The sequence below is a fragment of the Methyloceanibacter sp. genome (assembly GCF_050728395.1).
In the GTDB taxonomy this organism is placed as follows: domain Bacteria; phylum Pseudomonadota; class Alphaproteobacteria; order Rhizobiales; family Methyloligellaceae; genus Methyloceanibacter.
In genome coordinates, this window is record NZ_JBOHJB010000039.1 from 1 (window position 1) to 17990 (window position 17990).

General features: G+C 60.4%; 17 protein-coding genes and 1 pseudogene. 15 read left to right on the forward strand and 3 right to left on the reverse strand.

The genetic code is table 11. The features are described 5' to 3' along the window. Positions 1–305, reverse strand: a pseudogene (locus tag ACREC7_RS08780) (alanine dehydrogenase); the annotation flags it as partial. Positions 306–442: 137 nt separating this feature from the next. Between ACREC7_RS08780 and ACREC7_RS08785 the strand changes: the two are divergent. The 11 genes from ACREC7_RS08785 to ACREC7_RS08835 all read left to right on the forward strand — a co-directional run bounded on the left by ACREC7_RS08785 (position 443) and on the right by ACREC7_RS08835 (position 10525). Next, positions 443–931, forward strand: coding sequence for an Lrp/AsnC family transcriptional regulator (locus ACREC7_RS08785; RefSeq protein ID WP_431555304.1), 489 nt, complete (start codon positions 443–445; stop codon positions 929–931). Positions 932–1065: 134 nt separating this feature from the next. Then, positions 1066–2550, forward strand: coding sequence for a flavin monoamine oxidase family protein (locus ACREC7_RS08790; RefSeq protein WP_431555305.1), 1485 nt, complete (start codon positions 1066–1068; stop codon positions 2548–2550). A gap of 20 nt (positions 2551–2570) precedes the next feature. Then, a complete protein-coding gene (locus ACREC7_RS08795; protein WP_431555329.1) occupies positions 2571–2720 on the forward strand; it encodes an FAD-dependent oxidoreductase in 150 nt (49 codons plus the stop codon). Between the two features lie 166 nt (positions 2721–2886). Continuing rightward, positions 2887–4038: an ABC transporter substrate-binding protein gene (locus ACREC7_RS08800; RefSeq protein WP_431555306.1), complete on the forward strand. Its 1152-nt coding sequence runs from the start codon at positions 2887–2889 to the stop codon at positions 4036–4038. A 61-nt stretch (positions 4039–4099) separates the two neighbouring features. Continuing rightward, positions 4100–5113, forward strand: coding sequence for an ABC transporter ATP-binding protein (locus ACREC7_RS08805; RefSeq protein ID WP_431555307.1), 1014 nt, complete (start codon positions 4100–4102; stop codon positions 5111–5113). 29 nt (positions 5114–5142) lie between these two features. Then, positions 5143–6072, forward strand: a complete 930-nt coding sequence (locus ACREC7_RS08810; RefSeq protein WP_431555330.1) for an ABC transporter permease — start codon at positions 5143–5145, stop codon at positions 6070–6072. Next, positions 6062–6880, forward strand: a complete 819-nt coding sequence (locus ACREC7_RS08815; protein WP_431555308.1) for an ABC transporter permease — start codon at positions 6062–6064, stop codon at positions 6878–6880. The genes ACREC7_RS08810 and ACREC7_RS08815 overlap by 11 nt, the downstream gene beginning before the upstream one ends. A gap of 31 nt (positions 6881–6911) precedes the next feature. Beyond that, the gene (locus ACREC7_RS08820) at positions 6912–8339 is read left to right on the forward strand and encodes a gamma-aminobutyraldehyde dehydrogenase (protein ID WP_431555309.1); all 1428 of its coding nucleotides are present in this window, start codon (positions 6912–6914) and stop codon (positions 8337–8339) included. Positions 8340–8442: 103 nt separating this feature from the next. Next, positions 8443–9144 carry a hypothetical protein gene (locus ACREC7_RS08825; protein ID WP_431555310.1) on the forward strand — a complete coding sequence of 234 codons (702 nt, stop codon included), beginning with the start codon at positions 8443–8445 and terminating at the stop codon, positions 9142–9144. Beyond that, complete coding sequence (locus ACREC7_RS08830) at positions 9145–9741, forward strand: hypothetical protein (RefSeq protein ID WP_431555311.1); 597 nt, start codon at positions 9145–9147, stop codon at positions 9739–9741. After that, positions 9725–10525: a hypothetical protein gene (locus ACREC7_RS08835; RefSeq protein ID WP_431555312.1), complete on the forward strand. Its 801-nt coding sequence runs from the start codon at positions 9725–9727 to the stop codon at positions 10523–10525. The genes ACREC7_RS08830 and ACREC7_RS08835 overlap by 17 nt, the downstream gene beginning before the upstream one ends. A gap of 67 nt (positions 10526–10592) precedes the next feature. Here the strand turns inward: ACREC7_RS08835 and ACREC7_RS08840 are convergent, their stop codons facing one another. Beyond that, positions 10593–10868 (reverse strand): hypothetical protein, encoded by a 276-nt coding sequence (locus ACREC7_RS08840; RefSeq protein ID WP_431555313.1) that lies wholly within the window; start codon positions 10866–10868, stop codon positions 10593–10595. 554 nt (positions 10869–11422) lie between these two features. On the opposite strand from ACREC7_RS08840, the gene ACREC7_RS08845 reads away from it, so the two are divergent. Continuing rightward, positions 11423–12751: a polysaccharide biosynthesis/export family protein gene (locus ACREC7_RS08845; RefSeq protein ID WP_431555314.1), complete on the forward strand. Its 1329-nt coding sequence runs from the start codon at positions 11423–11425 to the stop codon at positions 12749–12751. Positions 12752–12849: 98 nt separating this feature from the next. Next, the gene (locus ACREC7_RS08850) at positions 12850–14016 is read left to right on the forward strand and encodes an OpgC family protein (protein ID WP_431555315.1); all 1167 of its coding nucleotides are present in this window, start codon (positions 12850–12852) and stop codon (positions 14014–14016) included. Between the two features lie 85 nt (positions 14017–14101). On the opposite strand, the gene ACREC7_RS08855 is transcribed toward ACREC7_RS08850, so the two are convergent. Beyond that, on the reverse strand, positions 14102–15043 hold the full coding sequence (locus ACREC7_RS08855; RefSeq protein WP_431555316.1) for a Wzz/FepE/Etk N-terminal domain-containing protein: 942 nt from the start codon (positions 15041–15043) through the stop codon (positions 14102–14104). Between the two features lie 316 nt (positions 15044–15359). Here ACREC7_RS08855 and ACREC7_RS08860 point away from each other — a divergent pair, with 316 nt between their 5' ends. Next, positions 15360–16856 (forward strand): undecaprenyl-phosphate glucose phosphotransferase, encoded by a 1497-nt coding sequence (locus ACREC7_RS08860; RefSeq protein ID WP_431555317.1) that lies wholly within the window; start codon positions 15360–15362, stop codon positions 16854–16856. A gap of 13 nt (positions 16857–16869) precedes the next feature. Then, a complete protein-coding gene (locus ACREC7_RS08865) occupies positions 16870–17985 on the forward strand; it encodes a hypothetical protein (RefSeq protein WP_431555318.1) in 1116 nt (371 codons plus the stop codon). Positions 17986–17990 lie beyond the last annotated feature (5 nt).

The following is a 17990-nucleotide window of genomic DNA, read 5'->3' on the forward strand; positions in this document are numbered from 1 at the left end:
TCCGGATCTGGTGCCAGGTGAAGATAGGTGAAGAGGATCTGATGCGGCTTGAGCCGGCGATACTCGACCGCCTGAGGCTCCTTGACCTTGACGATCATCTCGGCCTCGGCGAACACGGCCTCAGCCGTCGGCAGGATGCGGGCGCCGGCCTTCTCATAGTCCGCGTCGTCGGCGAAGATGCCTGCGCCTGCGCCTGACTGCACCACCACGTCGTGCCCACGCGCGGTCAGCTCACGCACCGAGCCAGGTACGAGCCCAACTCTGAACTCATTGCTTTTGATCTCAGTCGGAACGCCAATGCGCATGATGTCCTCCGCTTTCAGGACGGCTTCGCTTGAGTTTCAGACTGCCACAAAACGGGGAAAGATTGTTGGCGTTTTGCGTAGCAATTCGCTAGAGTAGCGCAGGAAAGAGGCGATTATTCCGAATTTAACGCCGAAAAATGAAAGAAATCGAGCTAGATGCGCTGGATCGCGCGATTCTCGGTGCGCTGCTTGAGGACGGCCGCCTGAGCCAAGTCGAGCTTGCCGAGCGCATTCCGCTCTCCGCCACGGCGATCGCTAGGCGCATCCGCGCGCTGGAGGAGAAAGGCGTCATTCAGGGCTATCAGGCGCGCGTCAACCGGCAGGCGCTCGGCCTCGGCATGACGGTCATCGTGCATATCGGACTCACCAGTCAGAACGAGCATTTGCTCGAGGCCTTTGAGAAGGCCGTCGCCTCAGCGCCCTCCGTCGTGTCCTGTCGCCTGATGTCCGGCGAGGACGACTACCTCCTCACCGTTATGGCGCGCGATCTCGCCGATTACGAGCGCATCCACAAAGAGCAACTCGCGCGGCTTCCGGGGGTCGCGCGGCTGAAGTCGAGCTTCGCGCTCAGGGATGTCGCCAACAAGCCGCTGCCTGCGTCATGCATGTTGCCGTCGCGCAAATAACGGCATCACAATCTTGATAGCGCCAGCATTTCCCGGTCATCTTGTTGCCGGATGCCAAGTCCGGAGCTTCCACAGGCCCACCACCTGTGAGACACTTCGTATGACAACGCCGTGACAAGAACGAGGAGGCTAGTATGGCGCGTTCCCTCCTGTGGCGACTTCGGTCGCGCTTCGGACCACCGATCGACGCGGTAACACGCCGTGAGGTTCTAGAAGGTTCGATTGCTGTCGGCACGGCGCTCTTGCTCAGCGGTTCGCGGGCCTTCGCGCGATCCCCCAAGCCCTTAGGAAAGTCGATTATCGTCATCGGCGCGGGCTTTGGCGGGCTCTCCGCGGCTCATGAATTGCTCTCCGCCGGTTACCAGGTGACGATACTAGAAGCCCGCGATCGTGTGGGCGGAAGGGTCGTGACCTTCGATGACTTTGTTCCGGGCCGCTGGGTTGAAGGCGGCGGCCAATGGATCGGTAGCAATCAGCCTACTTGGGTAGCCTATGCCAAGAAGTTCGGTCTCGAGTTACTTGAGTATCCCGAAAGCGAAGACTCAGAGCCGGTGGTGATCGACGGCAAGCTCCTGTCCGACAAGGAATCCGAATCCTTATTCAAGGGGGTGGAAAAGATACAAGCGAGGATCACCAAGGACGCCAAGCCTGTCGTCGCGGACCAGCCATGGAAGACTCGAAACGCCAAGGCCCTAGATTGGCGTACCGTGGCCGAGGCGCTATCCGGCATCAAGGCGCCTGAGCAGGCGCTGAAGTTTATGAAGGCCGGGCTCGATTCCGACATGGCTGTGGCCGCAGATCGTCAGAGTTATCTTGGGTTGCTGGCGCAGGTCAAAGGTGGTGGCCTCGACAAGTACTGGACCGATTCCGAGCTCTATCTGTGCAATGGCGGCAGTCAGAGTCTCGCTCAAAAGCTTGCCGAAGCAATTGGCAGCGAGCGCATTCTTATGGGCAGGCCGGCCAGCAGCGTGACGATCAAGGACGATCAGGTGGTCGTTACTGGTTCCGATGGCAAAAGCTTTACCGGCGACGATGTGATCCTCACCGTCCCACCCTCCGTCTGGAGCAAAATCAAATTCGAGCCCGCATTACCGGAAGCGTTGCGGCCTCAAATGGGCAGCGCCGTCACATATCTGATGTCGCTGAAAAACCGGTTCTGGCTGGCCGACAAACTCTCTGCCTACTCGCAGAGCAACGGCAACATTTACGAAACCTGGGATGGGGCTGCCCTTCAGAAAGGCGATGCACCAGCGGCGATGACCGCCTTCTCCGGTGGTCCTGGCGCCAAGACAATGCGGGCGATTGCTGCCGACCAGCGCGATGCGGCCTATGCGAGAGAGCTGTCGGAGTACCCGAACCTGGCGCAGGCTTTCGTCGGCAGCCGTTTCATGGATTGGCCGGTGACGCCTTGGACGCTTGCCGGCTACTCCAATCCGGCCCCCGGCGAAGTGACCACCGTCGGTCCGCTCTTGTATGCGGGGCTGGGAGGTCGGTTGCATTTCGCGGGTGAGCACGCCTGCTACAAATTCTTAGGCTATATGGAAGGCGCGCTTAATTCAGGCGCGTCGATTGCCCGACGCCTGGCGGTGCGCGATGGGGTGAAGGTCAAGAGCCTGTAGCGAGAGAAGCATCGGAAACACTGAAGTCTGATCAAGGCGCGCTTCACGGCCACCTGCAATTTGCCGGCGAGCACACGAGCAGCGACTTTTTTGGCTTCATGAATGGTGCGGTCGAAAGCGGTAACCGTGCGGGCGCCGCCCTGGCCAAGACCTTGGCGCTGCACAAATAAGCGCGCGCAACTCGGTCCCTGAGCAGGTGCGAGATGGCGGCTTTCCTGTGGCGCTTAGTACCGTCCTAGACTAACATTCCTCTTGTTTGCCGAGGGGTTGCGCCTCTTGTCCGCATCCTGAATCCAATCCTTTGCCGCGGCTCCGTCCTTCAGGAGTCTAAAGAGTATGAAACCCACACTAAGTGTCGCAGCATCATTCGTAGCTGTGCTCGCCCTCGGCGGCAATGCGCTTGCCGAAAAGCCCAAGGCTATCGGCAACGGCGAAGGCGAAGTCGATATCGTGGCTTGGCCCGGCTATATCGAGCGCGGCGAGACCGACAAGAACTATGACTGGGTCACCCAGTTCGAGAAGAAGACCGGCTGCAAGGTCAACGTCAAGACGGCAGCCACCTCCGATGAGATGGTGACGCTGATGAACCAGGGCGGCTTCGATCTCGTCACAGCCTCGGGCGACGCCTCCTTGCGCCTGGTCGCCGGAAAGAAGGTGCAGCCGATCAACATCGATCTGATCCCTAGCTGGAAGACTATCGATGAACGGCTGCAGAACGCACCGTGGCACACCGTCGACGGCGTCCATTACGGCGTCCCATATCAATGGGGACCCAACGTGCTCGCCTACAACACCGATGTCTTCAAGGACGCGCCCAAGAGTTGGTCGGTGGTGTTCGAGGAGCAGACGCTGCCTGACGGCAAGAGCAACAAGGGGCGGGTGCAGGCCTATGACGGCCCGATCTACATCGCCGACGCCGCCGTTTATCTGATGAAGAAGAAACCTGAGCTCGGGATCAAAAATCCCTACGAGCTCACCCCCGACCAATATGCCGCTGCGATCGCGCTGCTTCAGGCTCAGAGGGCGCTGGTCGGCCGCTACTGGCACGACGCCGCGGTGCAGGTGGACGATTTCAAGAATGAAGGCATCGTCGCCTCATCGTCCTGGCCATACCAGGTGAACGCGTTGGTCGGCGAGAAGAAGCCCATCGCTTCGACGATCCCTGAGGAAGGGGTAACCGGCTGGGCCGACACCACCATGATGCATGTCGACGCCAAGCACCCCAACTGCGCCTATAAGTGGCTCGAGCATTCGCTGAACCCCAAGCTGCAAGGCGACCTCGCCTCGTGGTTCGGCTCGGTGCCTACGGTGCCGGCGGCCTGCAAGGGCAACGAACTCCTGACCGATGCGGGCTGCGCCACCAACGGCTTTGAAAATTTCGAGAAGATCTGGTTCTGGCGCACGCCGACCGCCAAATGCGAGCAGGCGGGCACCTGCGTGCCTTACTCGCAATGGGCAAAGGACTATATCGCCATCCTCGGCAAGTAACGCGTCCAACGAAATTCGGCCCGGCCTCCAAGGCCGGGCCGCTCCCGCGATGGCGCAGCCAATGTCGCCAGCCGTCAAATTCGTGAATGTCTGCCGCCATTTCGGCCCGGTGCGGGCCGTCGACGGCGTGACCCTCGATATTTCCGAGGGCGAATTCTTCGCCATGCTCGGACCTTCCGGCTCGGGCAAGACCACCTGCTTGCGCCTCATTGCCGGTTTTGAGCAGCCGAATGAAGGTCACATCGAGATCTTCGGCGAGACCGCCGAAGGCGTGCCGCCCTACAGGCGCAATGTCAACACGGTGTTCCAGGACTACGCCCTCTTTCCTCATATGACGGTCGGCGAGAACGTCGCCTACGGCCTGATGATCAAGGGTGTTCCCCGGGCCGAGCGCGAAGCGAAAGCGAGAGACGCGCTCTCCATGGTCAAGCTCGCCAGATACGAAGATCGTCGTCCCTCGCAGCTTTCCGGCGGCCAGCGCCAGCGCGTGGCGCTCGCCCGTGCGCTCGTGAATAACCCGAAGGTGCTGCTCCTCGACGAGCCGCTCGGCGCGCTCGATCTCAAGCTCAGAGAGCAGATGCAGGAGGAACTGAAGGCGCTGCAGAAAAAGCTCGGCATCACCTTCGTCTTCGTCACCCACGACCAGGGCGAGGCGCTGTCGATGGCCGATCGGGTCGCCATCTTCAATGACGGCAAGATTGTCCAGGTCGACTGTCCCGCCGATATTTACGAGCGGCCCCGGTCGCGCTTCGTCGCCGACTTCGTTGGGTCGTCGAACGTGCTGTCTCCTGCCTTTGCCGCAGCCCATGGTGGAGCCGGCAAATGGACGAGCCTCAGGCCGGAGAAAGTCGACGTCTTTCCGGCTGGCAGTTCCATGCCGGAAGGGCACGCCCACGCCGACGGGGAAATCAGGGCAATCTCCTATCAGGGCGCGGTCACCAGGTTCAGCGTCGAGACCGAGGGCTTGCGGATCTGCGCCGAGGTGCCTGCCGAGGGGACCTCGTTCCAGGAGGGCGACAAGGTGCGGCTCATTTGGCCGAAAGCGGCCATGGTCACCATGGAGGACGGCAGTTGAGCCAGGCGGTGACAGCCGACAGCAGCGCGATGATCGCCGGCAGGCGAGAGGGGATTCTCGACCGGATATCCGATGTCCTCATCGCTCACCCCAAGCTCCTGACATTGCTGCTTTTGCTGCCGCCGCTGTTGTGGATCGGCGTGGTCTATATCGGCTCGCTGTTCGCGCTTCTCCTGCAGAGCTTCTATTCGCTCGACGATTATTCGGGGCTCATCGTCCGCGAATTCACCCTCTCGACCTATGCTCAGCTCTTGGAGGCCGCCAATCTTCAGATCATTGTGCGCACGGTGATGATGGCGGCGCTCGTCACGCTCGCGTGCTCGGTCATCGCCTTTCCCATCGCCTATTACGCGGCGCGCTATGCCAGCGGCTGGACCAAGGCGCTGTTCTATCTCGCGGTGATGATGCCGCTATGGTCGAGCTATCTCGTCAAGGTCTACGCTTGGAAGCTCATCCTGGCCAAGGAAGGCATCCTCACTTGGATCGCCAAGGGCCTGCATCTTTCCTGGCTGCTCGACCGTATTCTGGCGGTGCCTATCCTCGGCGGCCCGTCGCTGTCGTTCAGCTATTTCGGCACCTTCCTGGTCTTTGTCTATATCTGGATTCCGTACATGATCCTGCCGGTCCAGGCGGCGCTCGAGCGCGTGCCCGCCAACTATATCGAGGCCTCTGCCGATCTCGGCGCTGAGCCGCGGCAGACCTTCTGGACGGTGATTTTTCCGCTCGCGCTTCCCGGCATCATCGCCGGCTCGATCTTCACCTTCTCGCTGACGCTCGGTGACTACATCGTGCCGACCATTGTCGGAAACTCGCGTCTCATGATCGGGCAGGCGGTGTACACATTGCAGGGGACGGCTGGAAACGTTCCGCTCGCGGCGGCCTTCACCGTCGTCCCCATGGCGATCATGGGGGTCTATCTGTGGGTGGCGAAGCGCATGGGGGCGTTCGATGTCCTCTGAGCAGAACCGCACGACGCCGTTCGGACTTCGCATCTCGGCGATCGCCGGGTTGATGTTCCTGCATCTGCCCTTGGCCCTGATCTTTCTTTACGCCTTCACCACCGAGGAGAAGAGCTTCCAGTTCCCGCCGCCCGGCTACACCACGAAATGGTTTTGGGTCGCCTGGTCGCAGCGCCCCGATATCTGGCCGCCGCTTTATCTCTCGCTTGAGGTCGCCGCGGTCGCCACCTGCCTCGCGCTCATCTTCGGAACACTTGCCGCCGCCGCGCTGTCGCGCGCCAAGTTCTTCGGCCGCGAGACCATCTCGCTATTGTTCGTGCTGCCGATCGCGCTTCCCGGCATCATCACCGGCATATCCTTGCGCTCGGCTTTCGACATCATGGGTATCCCATTCTCGATCTGGACCATCGTGCTCGGCCACGCCACGTTCTGCATCGTGGTGGTCTACAACAACGCCATCGCCAGGTTTCGCCGGCTCTCCGGCAGTCTTATCGAGGCGTCCATGGATCTTGGCGCCAACGGCTTTCAGACCTTCCGTCACGTGGTTCTGCCGCAGATCGGCACGGCACTGCTCGCCGGCGGCATGCTTGCCTTCGCCCTGTCGTTCGACGAGGTTATCGTGACCACGTTCACCGCCGGACAGCAGTCGACGTTGCCGATATGGATGCTGTCCGAGCTGATCAGGCCGCGGCAGCGGCCGGTGACCAACGTGGTGGCGGTTTTCGTCGTCATGGTCACGCTCGTGCCGATCCTCGTCGCCTATTATCTGACGCGCGAGGGCGAGCACATCGGCGGATCGTCAAAGTAACCGGCAAACCACGCGATAAGTGGAGGACAGTATGCTCGACACGGAAATGTTGATTGGCGCGAAGTTCGTCGCCGGCACCGAAGCGCCAGAGGCCGTGATCAACCCCAAGACCGAGGAGACCATCGTCACTCTCCCCGATGCCTCCGCGACGCAGGTCGACGCCGCGGTGAACGCCGCCGCGAACGCGTTCCAGACCTGGTCGCGCACCACCCCGGTCGAGCGTTCGGCCCTCCTGCTGAAGCTCGCCGACGCCATCGATGGTGAAGCCGAAGCGTTCGCTACGCTCGAGGCGTTGAATTGCGGCAAGCCGAGGATCCGCGTTCTGCAGGACGAGATGCCGGCGGTGTCAGACTGTTTCCGCTTCTTTGCCGGGGCCGTGCGCAACATGCACGGGCCGGTAGCCGGCGAATACATGGCCGGCCACACCTCGATGATCCGCCGCGATCCGATCGGCGTGGTCGGCTCGATCGCGCCGTGGAACTATCCCCTGATGATGGCCGCCTGGAAGCTTGCCCCGGCACTCGCCGGTGGCAACACCATCGTGATCAAGCCGTCCGAGCAGACCCCGCTCACCACATTGAAGCTCGCCAAGATCATCGCCGGCATCTTCCCCGAGGGCGTGGTGAATGTCGTCACCGGCCGCGGCTCCACGACCGGCCATGCCCTGATCAGTCATCCCAAGGTCGCCATGGTGTCGCTGACCGGCTCCATCGATACCGGCAGGAAGGTGCTGCAAGCCGCTTCCGCCACGGTCAAGCGCACGCATCTCGAGCTCGGCGGCAAGGCGCCGGTGATCGTGTTCGACGATGCCGATCTTGGTTCGGTGGTCGCCGGCATCAAGGCGTTTGGCTACTACAACGCCGGCCAGGATTGCACCGCCGCCTGCCGCGTCTACGCCGGCAAGAAGATCTACGACAATCTGATCGCTGACCTGTCGAGCGCCGCCAAGGAGCTGAAATTCAACCTACCCAACGACGACGAGAACGAAATCGGCCCGTTGATCTCAAAGGCCCAGAAAGGCCGCGTGCAAAGCTTCGTCGAGCGAGCCGGCGCGCAGAAGCATATGTCCATCACCGCCGGCGGCAAATCGCCCGGCGGCAAGGGCTTCTTCTTCGAGCCGACGGTCGTCGCCGGCGCCAGGCAGGACGACGAGATTGTGCGCAAAGAGGTGTTCGGTCCCGTCGTGTCGGTCACGCGCTTCGACGATGTCGACCAGGCCGTGGCTTTTGCCAATGACAGCGACTATGGGCTCGCCTCGTCGGTGTGGACCTCGGACATCGGCAAGGGGATGGCTACGGCGGCGCGGCTTCATTACGGCTGCACCTGGGTCAACACCCACTTCATGCTGGTGAACGAGATGCCGCATGGCGGCCTCAAGGCCTCGGGCTACGGCAAGGACCTCTCGATGTACGCGCTCGAGGACTACACCGTCGCCCGCCACATCATGGTGAAGCTGTGAGAATATCGTGAAGACCTCGGCCGTCCTTTACTCTAATCTGTTCGCTGAGCTGCTTGGACGAGTATCGCGTGGGCTGATTGAATAGTTGCGGGGAGGGCGGGTCTTGCCAATCGAATTAAGCCAATTCGAACTAAAGACCGCGACCTTCGAAATCCGCTATCTGGATGCGTTTCTTATTTGGGATCGAGCCGGTGCCATCTGGAATGAAGTCGCAGCAGACTATCCTAACTTGCAGGTGGACAAAGCATCACCCCAGGAGGTTAAGGTAGTTATTGACCAATCCAGCCAAGCCGAAGTGGGGATAAATCAGTCTCGTTGCACAGTGGCAGAGCCGAAGAGCAATCTGAGCGACCTTCAAAATTTGAGTGATACCGTTTGTAGGTCTTTGCTTTCGCTATTAGAGATTTCTGTTCTCACCCGGATCGGCATGCGACTGATATATTCGAAAACGTTCGAAACACGAAGAGCCGCAGCAGAATTTATCCTTGCTCAATCGTCGTTGCCTGGACCGAAAGACAAAATTCTCAATGTTGAAGGCACCGTCTTGGATCCTCAGAGGGCCTTGCGTTTCGAAGGGGAAACGCTTGGATTTACTGTCGTCCTCAAGGCACAGGAGACAACGTTGACCATCCCCTTGCCAACTGAGTTCCGCGATATCGTGCCGCTAAAGACCACGCGAGCTTCCGCGTCCTTGGACATCGATTATTACACCACCGGAAGCACCCCGATCTCCGCCTTTGATGCGCGCGCTTTGATCTCTAGCTGGCACCGGATCATAAAAAGGGACATCGCCAAGGTCTTTTAGATGGCTGAATCAGTAATTATAAAGCCATCGGGCACGGTTTCCGGCAACGGGATGATTGCCGCGCCCGCCTTTACCGCCCCCCAACCCGGGCAATTGATGGTGCAGCCGGGCGTCGAAATCACTTTCGGGTTGCGGGGCCAGCCCCGCGTTCTGAAAATTGAGGACCTTTACGTCGATGAACCAGGGCGGCCAGAAATCCTACTTAAAGCCCAGGCCTTGATCGTCTCTGGGGTTCAACGAATGGAGGCTGCTCGTCGGTGTATCGCCGAGGACGAGGACCCTCTCGGCGCAGATTATCAAGTGACCCTATTTCAGGGCGATATTCCCGAACTTTTCTACTTTAGTACGCTGTCGGAAGGCTTTTCGACCCTCGTCGTGGCAATACATGACGCACTCAAGGGTCGCGAAGGCGCACCTCTCAACGTTGACCAAATAAATGCAGTTCTTCGGTGTCTCGTCCGCCTCAGGGACCAACCGTTTATGAGATACGACACCGCCCTCGACCTTATTGACGATTTGCAGGCCGTTGGTCTGAGTACTGACCCACCTGAGGCGGCTGCGCTCGCGGAGATATTGCTGGATGAAGGCGATAGTTGATACAACTGTATTAACTGATGCGCTAATTAAGCCAGGGGGGCAGGGGGATGTCGCTCGCGCAAGCTTGCAGCGATACAAGCCGACCCTTCTCCCCACCTATGCCATCAAGGAATTTAAGGCGGGACCACTGCACTACTACGTCTGGTTTCATAACAAGGTGGTCGAAGCGTCCACTTACGGGGAAGTGATTGCAGCGATCAGTGCGAACATCGGTTGGAGGAGACACCTCCCCGCGACCGCGATGAAAGCCCTGGCAGATTTTTCGAGCAGCATAGCAAAGCAAACACCACCGGAAATCAGTCGAATGTATCCCGATTTGACTGTTGATGGTGCTCAGCTTTTGCAACTGCGGAGGTGGCTCAAGCAGCGAATCTTGCGCACGTGGCGAAACCGTCGGAACCTCGTAAGCGAAGTGATTTCACCTCTATCCTGTTATGTCGAGAAGGCCCCTGAGCTGCGCCATAGCGGGCAATTGGACGACGCTCCTCTGAAATGCGGGGTGGTAGATTGTTGCTTGCGACAGCGATACAAGGACCGCTTGGGTGACCTTGAACTTCTTGAGAAGGCTAGTGTAGGTACCAAAGTTGAAACTGTGAAGAGACGGGCCGCGCTGAACAGGTTGAGACGCCACCCTAAAAGCGATTATGAGGAAAAACACTGTCGGGCACTAGGAGATGCCGTTTTCTCCCTCGACTGTCCTGATGATGCCGTCATCCTCACTACCAACATCGTAGATCACGAACCACTCGCCCGGGCCTTGGGTCGCTGTGTCGAAGCACCTTAAGCCGGATCGGCTTCTATCAGGCTCCTACGGTTCGCCGATTTCTGAATGGACGCCGCGCCTCAAGCCGCTACTGAAGCTTGTAGCAGTTCGAGGTCACGGGCGGCGTGCGCGTCACGTCGTAGCTCGCGCGGCACTGCACGAGGTAGGGCTCGTCCGGATGCCGGAAGAGAATGAACGCCGACCGGCTGTCGAGTGTGCTGGTATAGCCGGCAATCTGCCAGCCCCCCTTCAACAGCGTTGCGATGGAGATGGTCTCCTCCGCCGCGGCGGACAGCTGAGCCGGACAGGCGAACGTCACGACGCTTGCGGCGAGAGCGCACGAAAGTGTGACGAATTTCGGCATGGCGCGGTCGCCTTCTCCTGGCCTCCGAAGTGAGAAACGGCCCCAGGGCAGGTCCCGAGGCCGCTTCCCAAATTCCACCGCCTACGCAGAACTGGAGGGCGGGCCATGAAGTTTGCGCCTGCCGGCTTACCTGCAGGTAAAGCGCACAAGGGTTAACGGGAGAGCCACTGGAGGTACGCCCTTGGCCGGACGAGGGCTTGAAGCGGCTTTCCGCTTTTCGCGCCTCATCGGTGACGAAGAGGCTGTTGCCCTGCAGGACCCTCGCTAAGCTTTTGTGGGCCGGATATCGCGCTACCACGAATGGATGCTGTCCGCACGCTTTCGCCTTCGAGAAAACTGGGGGGCGACCGTCTGGAGTAACCCCTTCGCGCCGGTTGCTCGCCTGAATCCTCGCGCTGCGGCGCATGGAACACCCGTAAACTTTGACCAGACCCGCATTCTCGGCGCGGCTAGACGACAGGCACGAGCCGCAGAGGAGGACCAAAATGCACGCTCCGAAACGCAAACCGCGCATCCGGCGGATATCGGATCTTTGTCTTGGCGCGAGCCGGTCAATGGCCCTGTTTCTCGCGGTCGGCATCGTTTCCCTCGTGACGCTGGACGGGAGCGTCAACGCGGCAGAGGGCGCAGCAGGCTCGGCACAGTCCGCGCCCGCAGGTGCAAACGATGCTCTGGGCGACTACCACCTGGCTCCCGGCGATCGCCTCACCATCGTAGTGTTCGATGAATCCCAGCTTTCCGGCGACTTTTACGTCGACGGCGGTGGAGAAGTTCTGCTGCCGCTCGCCGGGAGCGTCAGGATCAGCGGGCTGACACTCCCCGAAGCGCAAGAGCTTATCCAGAGGAAATTCGCCGAGGGTGTGCTGGTCAAGCCCGCGGTCAGCGTGCGCATCAAGCAGTATCGGCCAATCTTCGTCACGGGCGACGTTAAGAGGCCCGGCAGCTATCGGTTCATGTTCGGTGAATCGGTCAAAGCGGCGATCGCCACGGCGGGGGGCGAAGGGGCTGCCACCGAGAAACCGGTGAGCCTCGCGGTGTCGGACTACGTCACGGCCGAGGAGCGCGTGCGCCAGCTCGAGGCGGATCACGTGAGTTTGCTCGTGCGCAAGGCCCGCCTCGAAGCTCAACGGGATGAACGCGACAATTTCGTGATGCCACTCCTTGTCGGGTTCAACCCGAGCAACGTTGAATTCGAGCGGGTTTACTCCGCCGAGACCGACGCGTTTTCGAGGCTTTCACAGACCTATCACGATCAACTCGAATCCTTGCAAAAGCAACGGCCGCGCATTGAAGCGGAAATCAAAGCCGTCTCCGAGCAGATCTCCACTCAAAACGAGCGGCTCGAAATCGTGAACGGCCGTCTGGCTGACCTTGAGCCTCTCTTCCACAAAGGCTTCTTGCGCAAGGAAGTGCTCATCAATCAGCAGATCGACAAGACGCTGGTTCAGTCGCAACTGTCGAATTTGCAGGCGCAAGTCGCGCACCTGCGGCAGACCATGGGCGATCTCGACGTGAGGCTGGGAGACGTGAAGGCCAACTACACGCGGCAGGTCTTGGGAGAGCTGCAGGAAACCGTGCAGCGCCTTCGTGGGATCGAGACGACGCTTGGTCCAGCGCGCAAACTACGCGCCGTAAAGGCCGAGGAGGCGAGCGGGGCGAACGGCGAGGCTGAATATGCCGTGTTCATCAGCCGCGTGCAGGACGGCCGCATGGTCAATTTCGAAGCGACCGGCGAAACCACGCTGTCGCCCGGCGACGTCGTCGAGGTCAAGCTCAAGCGGCATGATCCAGGAAGTTTCGAGTCTCCCTCGACCGAAGCAGCGCGGGATATGGGCCCAAGCCCAGCCTCCCTGGCGGAAGAAAGCGCATCGCCCGCGAGGTGAGTCCTCAGATTGCCTCGGGCTGATAGCCCTAAGTTGAATCAAAGGACCCAAGTCGGTCGGCGCGTCCTGAAGAGCGGACTAGGGCGATAAGCAAGCTCATGGTTGTACGAGAGTCCAATTCTGGTCCCGGCACGCGCGATCTGCGCATCGATTTTTTCAGGGGCATCGCTCTGTACATGATCATTGTGGATCACATCCCCAATGATCCGCTCAATAGGTTTACCTACGCGCGACTTGGTCTTTCGGATGCCGCCGAAATATTCGTGTTTTTGTCAGGTGTCTCCTGCGGGATTGTTTTTTATCGCCTGCTCTTACGTCAAGGGTTCAACGGATTCATCAAGGCGATTACCAAAAGAGCATTCCTGATTTACGTGTACTATCTGGTCGCGAGCATCGTCACGATCGCCATCATCGCGGCCAGCCGCGATATCCTGACCATCCCCGCCAATCAGCAGGCGTTCATCGATCTACACGAGGCGCCATTTTCGGCAATTTTGTCGGCGATCCGTTTGACATCGCCCCCGGAATTGCCGGGCATTCTGGTCCTCTATCTGGAATTGACCCTCCTCGCCATCCCGGCCTTCTTGTTGTTCCCGGAAAACGGCTACAAGACTGCGCTTGTTTGCAGCGGTGTCATCTGGGCGCTCTCGCAAAGCTATCCGAATATCTTGCCGCATTTGGCCGATCATTCTTATTTCAATCCGCTCGCCTGGCAGTTCCTATTCTGCATCGGCATGTTCATAGGGACCACATACACCAACGACACGAAACCGCTTGAGGGGATACAAACGAAGAATTGGGTTATCATCGCCTGGTCGATAGTGCTGATCGAATTAGGTTACCGGCTTGCCTTGGCCGTGTTTGCGAAACTTCATGTGGATGTGGATTGGTTGACACTGTCTGACCCGACGCTCCATCACATGAAGGAGAACCTGTCGGCGTTGCGCCTCCTACACTTTCTGAGCATCGCTTTTCTCGTCGCTATTTACATCAAGCGGGACAATCCCGTGCTGAGTTGGCCTGGCGCCGGCGCCATCATCAAAAGCGGCAGATCCTCTCTTCAAGTGTTTTGCATGGGTGCGATTTTCGCCGTCCTCCTCAATCTCTTTGTTGCAGTCGAGCGGCCCCTCGTCTTCGAGCGGCTTGTCATCGATGGTGCGGCAATTTTCTTGATCGGCCTCACCGCGACGCTTCTGATGAGGGCTCGCTTGGATCGCCGGGAAGCGCGGGCACGCGAGCTGACCCGCGAGCCTCGGACAGTATGAGCCCGAGCCTCTGTTGCAAGCCGAAGACATGGCTCAAGCCGTGAAGTCTTTGCGCCGATTGCCCCGGGGCCGGGGCGGCTGATCGTCAGGCGAAGGGTCTGGCGTAGTAGCTAAGAAATGCCCCCGCCCATTTGCGGCGCTCGAGCCACAGGGCCGCCGCGATACCGACGATGAGACCAACGAGCAGCAGGAGCCCGAGCACCAACGGCATGCTGCGCTTTGAAGGGCCGGCTGTTGCCAGTGTAACGTTTTGGCCGACATTCTGCAGGATCACGCTGGGGGCCTCGGCGAGTTGGGTTTTCAAGAGGTCATCGGCGGCCGCCAGTCGCATCTGCGCCCTGATGACCCTCGGATGTTTGTCGCCGAACATGGCGAGCTGTTTCGACAATGCCGCCGCCGCCGAGGAACGCTGCAGCGATAGGGTTTGCAGCCTGGAGCTCCGCAGAAACTCTGCCACGAACGCATTTGCTATGACGTCCGCAATCTCTGGCTTTCTGGCGGTATAGCGTACCTCGATCATATAAGTGCGCGGGTCGCTCGTGACCGACAAGCCACGCAACAGCTTGGTGGAAGCACGGTCGATCTCGTCTGTTTGAGGGCTGGCTGAACCCCCGTAGAACGCGCTTGGCAGCCAATGGCTTTGGCTCAACTCAGGTCGCAGCTGCTCGAGCCCGAGCTGTTGCACGACCCGGCGTGCCAGGTCTTGGGACTGCATCAAGCGCGACTGCGTCTCGATCACTCGCGACAGGTCCAAGCTGATCGACGGGGCGCTCCTGCTGTCTTCGTCCCTGTCGTCCTTGGCCACCGCAATCGACGCGACAAACCCTCCGCGGATGTAAGCCTCGGCGGTGTACGATTTGGGCATGACGAAGAGGGCAATGATCCCAAGGGCAACGACCGTGGCGACGATGATCCCCACGAGCAGCTTGCGCCGCCAGAGACTGGCAAGCGCCGCGTGCAGAACCTCACCGGAACCGGCGCTCAGGGAGGACGGCTCGCTCTCAGCGAAATCCAAGGTGCTGGACATGAGATTCACCTTCGTTTGCACCCGTTGACCGTTCGGTGCGTGGAGTGGCAAGTGCGCTTTCGATGCTTCCCGAGTTTAGCGGCCTTGGCCGCCCAGCCGAGGCGAAATTAGGTGATTTGAGAGCGCCGAAGGGTTAGCAAGCCTCGAACATAGCCAAAGGGTTACTCCGATCGGGCAGGCCAAATCCTCCTCCGGCTCTCCGATGGAACGCCCCCACTTACTACCAATGCGTGGCACTTGCCGGGGGAGCTGAGGGCTAGTCTTCAGCCCGATCACGGACCGGCGAAATCGTCCGATCGAGTTGAAGGCGAGCCGCATGGGGAAGGAGTTTCCAGTCGCAGAGGGCACACCCTTTACGGGTGCGCAGACCCTCACGCACATCGATCTGCGCCAGGATCGAGCCAGAACGCCGCGCTTCTTTGGCTGGATACGCTACAAGGCCATCGGTCATCTCACCGGAACGCTCGACTATGTGCTGATCGTGTCGGCCAGCATCCTGGCCGGGGTCGGGTATCACGCGCTCGTCCTGCACGGCGATGTTCCCAATCTGATGCCGTATGTGGCCGCTGGAAATATCGTCGCGGCACTCTTTGTCCTCGGTGGCACGTCGCGGGGAAACTACAGCCCGAGCGCCATCGTCTCGGCGCGCCGCCAGGTACGATCCGTCACGCTGTTTTGGTCGCTGGCGTTTCTCAGCCTGGCCCTGTTCCTGTTCTTGGCCAAGTCCGGTCCCGATTTCTCACGCGGAACCATCGTCGTTTTCGGCGCGCTCGGCTTCGTGTTGCTGCTCGGGTCCCATCTGTGGATTTCCGCCACTCTCAAGAGCGCCCTGGCGCGTGGGGCCATCGCCGGCGACCGGGCCATCACCATCGGTGACCGCGACGCGGTGATGGCTCTCTCGCAAGCGAGCATTCTGCACAAGGCGGGCGCCCGCGAGATCAGGCGATATTTGCTGCCGCCTTTCCGCGGGTCCGGCTATCGGGACGGCCTCCGCATCGTCGAAGAAGCCATACACTTCACGCGATCCCACCCCGTGGACTGCGTGCTGCTCGCCCTGCAATGGAACGATGAACGCCGGCGCAATCTGATCTGCGAGCGCCTGCAGATCCTTCCCATCCCGGTCTTCCTGCTGCCCGATCAGCATGTGCAGTCGATCTTCGCAAGCACGCCGCAACTCGCCCGGGAATTCACCGTCGCGCTTCAGCGCCCGCCTCTGTCGTCGGGTGAGCTCGCGCTGAAGCGGGCTCTGGACCTCGTTTTGGCGAGTGCTCTGCTTGTCGCTCTGGCGCCTCTTTTCCTCGTCGTCGCCCTGCTGATCAAACTGGAATCCGCCGGCCCGGTGATCTTCTCGCAGCGGCGGAAGGGGTTCAACGGCCGAGAGTTCACCATCTTCAAGTTCCGCACCATGAACGTTCTCGAGGACGGGCACGTCATTCCTCAGACGCGGAGAAACGATCCGCGCGTCACGCGCGTTGGCCGCATCCTGCGCGCCACCAGCATCGACGAGCTGCCTCAGCTCCTCAACGTGCTCTACGGGCACATGTCGCTGGTCGGGCCGCGGCCGCACGCTGTCGCCCACGACGACGGCTATATCAAGGTGATTGCCAAATACGCGTTCCGCCAGCACGTGAAGCCTGGCCTCACGGGATGGGCTCAGGTCAACGGCTTCCGCGGGGAGACCGCCCAGCTCGAGCTGATGGAGAAGCGCGTCGATTGCGACCTCTGGTACATCAAGAACTGGAGCTTCTGGCTCGATCTGCGCATCCTTGTCCTTACCTGGGTCGAGCTTCTGCGAGGCCGAAATGCCTATTGAGCGAAGCTGTGCAATGCACGCCAACGATTGGGTCGAGGTTCGCTCCAAGCAGGAGATCCTTGCGACGCTCGACAGGAACGGGCGGCTCGACGGGATGCCGTTCATGCCACAGATGTTCGAGCATTGCGGCAAGCGGTTCAGGATCCACAAGAGCGCGCATAAGGCTTGCGACCCGGTCTACACGATGGCCGCCCGCGGCGTCGCCGATGCCGTGCATCTCAATCTCAGATGCAACGGCCAGGTCTATGGCGGCTGTCAGGCCGGCTGCCGCTTGTTCTGGAAGGAAGCGTGGCTCAAGCCGGTCAACGCCGATGCGGCGCGAGGCTCGGCGCCGCGCGACAAAGCCGGGCGCACCAAGACCCCGGCAGGATACCGTGGCTGCACCGAGGAGGACGTGTTGAGAGGGACGCGGGCCGACGGCAGGCTTGGCGAGCCCGACGCCGACACTCAGTTTGTCTGCCAGAACACGCAGCTTCCGGAGTTCTCCAAGCCGCTTTCATGGTGGAACCCGGCGCAATATGTGAAGGACTACGCGTCGGGCAATGTCACGTTCGGCGAAATGGCGCGAGGCGCCGTGTACGTCCTCTTTGGCCGCCGATTTGGAACGAGAATTCCCCTCCTTCGCCACGCCTATAACGGCTTTCAGAAGCTGACCGGCGGCATGCCAACTCCTGTCGCCAACGGAAAGATACCGGTGGGCCAGCCGCATCCGGCCGCAGACCTCAACCTCCGGCCTGGCGATCTCGTGCGCGTGAAATTGCACGAGGAGATCCTGAGGACGATCGATACGCGCAACACCAACCGGGGCCTGTGCTTCGATGCCGAGATGGTGCCGTATTGCGGCGGCGTTTACCGGGTCATCACCCGGGTGGAAAGGTTTCTCGACGAGAAGACCGGGCGCATGAAGTCGCTGAAGACGCCGGCGGTGATCTTGGAGAACGTCGCGTGCCGGTCCAGCTTCAGCCGGTGCCGTATGTTCTGCCCGAGAGGCATCTATGCCTGGTGGCGAGAGATTTGGTTGGAGCGTGTAGAGGAAACGGGGAAGCGTGACGCCGCTGGCAAAGCCAGAGCTTCGTCGAGGCGAGAGGCTGACGAGAAGTCGTTGGCGGTTATCGAAGCCGCGGAATGATCGAC

What these genes read in the sequence shown, in the direction of transcription:
- ACREC7_RS08800 (WP_431555306.1), top strand. Translation starts at nt 2,887, where the DNA reads ATGAAACCCACACTAAGTGTCGCAGCATCATTCGTAGCTGTGCTCGCC.
- ACREC7_RS08830 (WP_431555311.1), top strand. Translation starts at nt 9,145, where the DNA reads ATGGCTGAATCAGTAATTATAAAGCCATCGGGCACGGTTTCCGGCAAC.
- ACREC7_RS08820 (WP_431555309.1), top strand. Translation starts at nt 6,912, where the DNA reads ATGCTCGACACGGAAATGTTGATTGGCGCGAAGTTCGTCGCCGGCACC.
- ACREC7_RS08850 (WP_431555315.1), top strand. Translation starts at nt 12,850, where the DNA reads ATGGTTGTACGAGAGTCCAATTCTGGTCCCGGCACGCGCGATCTGCGC.
- ACREC7_RS08840 (WP_431555313.1), bottom strand. Translation starts at nt 10,868, where the DNA reads ATGCCGAAATTCGTCACACTTTCGTGCGCTCTCGCCGCAAGCGTCGTG.
- ACREC7_RS08805 (WP_431555307.1), top strand. Translation starts at nt 4,100, where the DNA reads ATGTCGCCAGCCGTCAAATTCGTGAATGTCTGCCGCCATTTCGGCCCG.
- ACREC7_RS08785 (WP_431555304.1), top strand. Translation starts at nt 443, where the DNA reads ATGAAAGAAATCGAGCTAGATGCGCTGGATCGCGCGATTCTCGGTGCG.
- ACREC7_RS08790 (WP_431555305.1), top strand. Translation starts at nt 1,066, where the DNA reads ATGGCGCGTTCCCTCCTGTGGCGACTTCGGTCGCGCTTCGGACCACCG.
- ACREC7_RS08860 (WP_431555317.1), top strand. Translation starts at nt 15,360, where the DNA reads ATGGGGAAGGAGTTTCCAGTCGCAGAGGGCACACCCTTTACGGGTGCG.
- ACREC7_RS08810 (WP_431555330.1), top strand. Translation starts at nt 5,143, where the DNA reads ATGATCGCCGGCAGGCGAGAGGGGATTCTCGACCGGATATCCGATGTC.
- ACREC7_RS08835 (WP_431555312.1), top strand. Translation starts at nt 9,725, where the DNA reads ATGAAGGCGATAGTTGATACAACTGTATTAACTGATGCGCTAATTAAG.
- ACREC7_RS08815 (WP_431555308.1), top strand. Translation starts at nt 6,062, where the DNA reads ATGTCCTCTGAGCAGAACCGCACGACGCCGTTCGGACTTCGCATCTCG.
- ACREC7_RS08865 (WP_431555318.1), top strand. Translation starts at nt 16,870, where the DNA reads ATGCACGCCAACGATTGGGTCGAGGTTCGCTCCAAGCAGGAGATCCTT.
- ACREC7_RS08855 (WP_431555316.1), bottom strand. Translation starts at nt 15,043, where the DNA reads ATGTCCAGCACCTTGGATTTCGCTGAGAGCGAGCCGTCCTCCCTGAGC.
- ACREC7_RS08845 (WP_431555314.1), top strand. Translation starts at nt 11,423, where the DNA reads ATGGCCCTGTTTCTCGCGGTCGGCATCGTTTCCCTCGTGACGCTGGAC.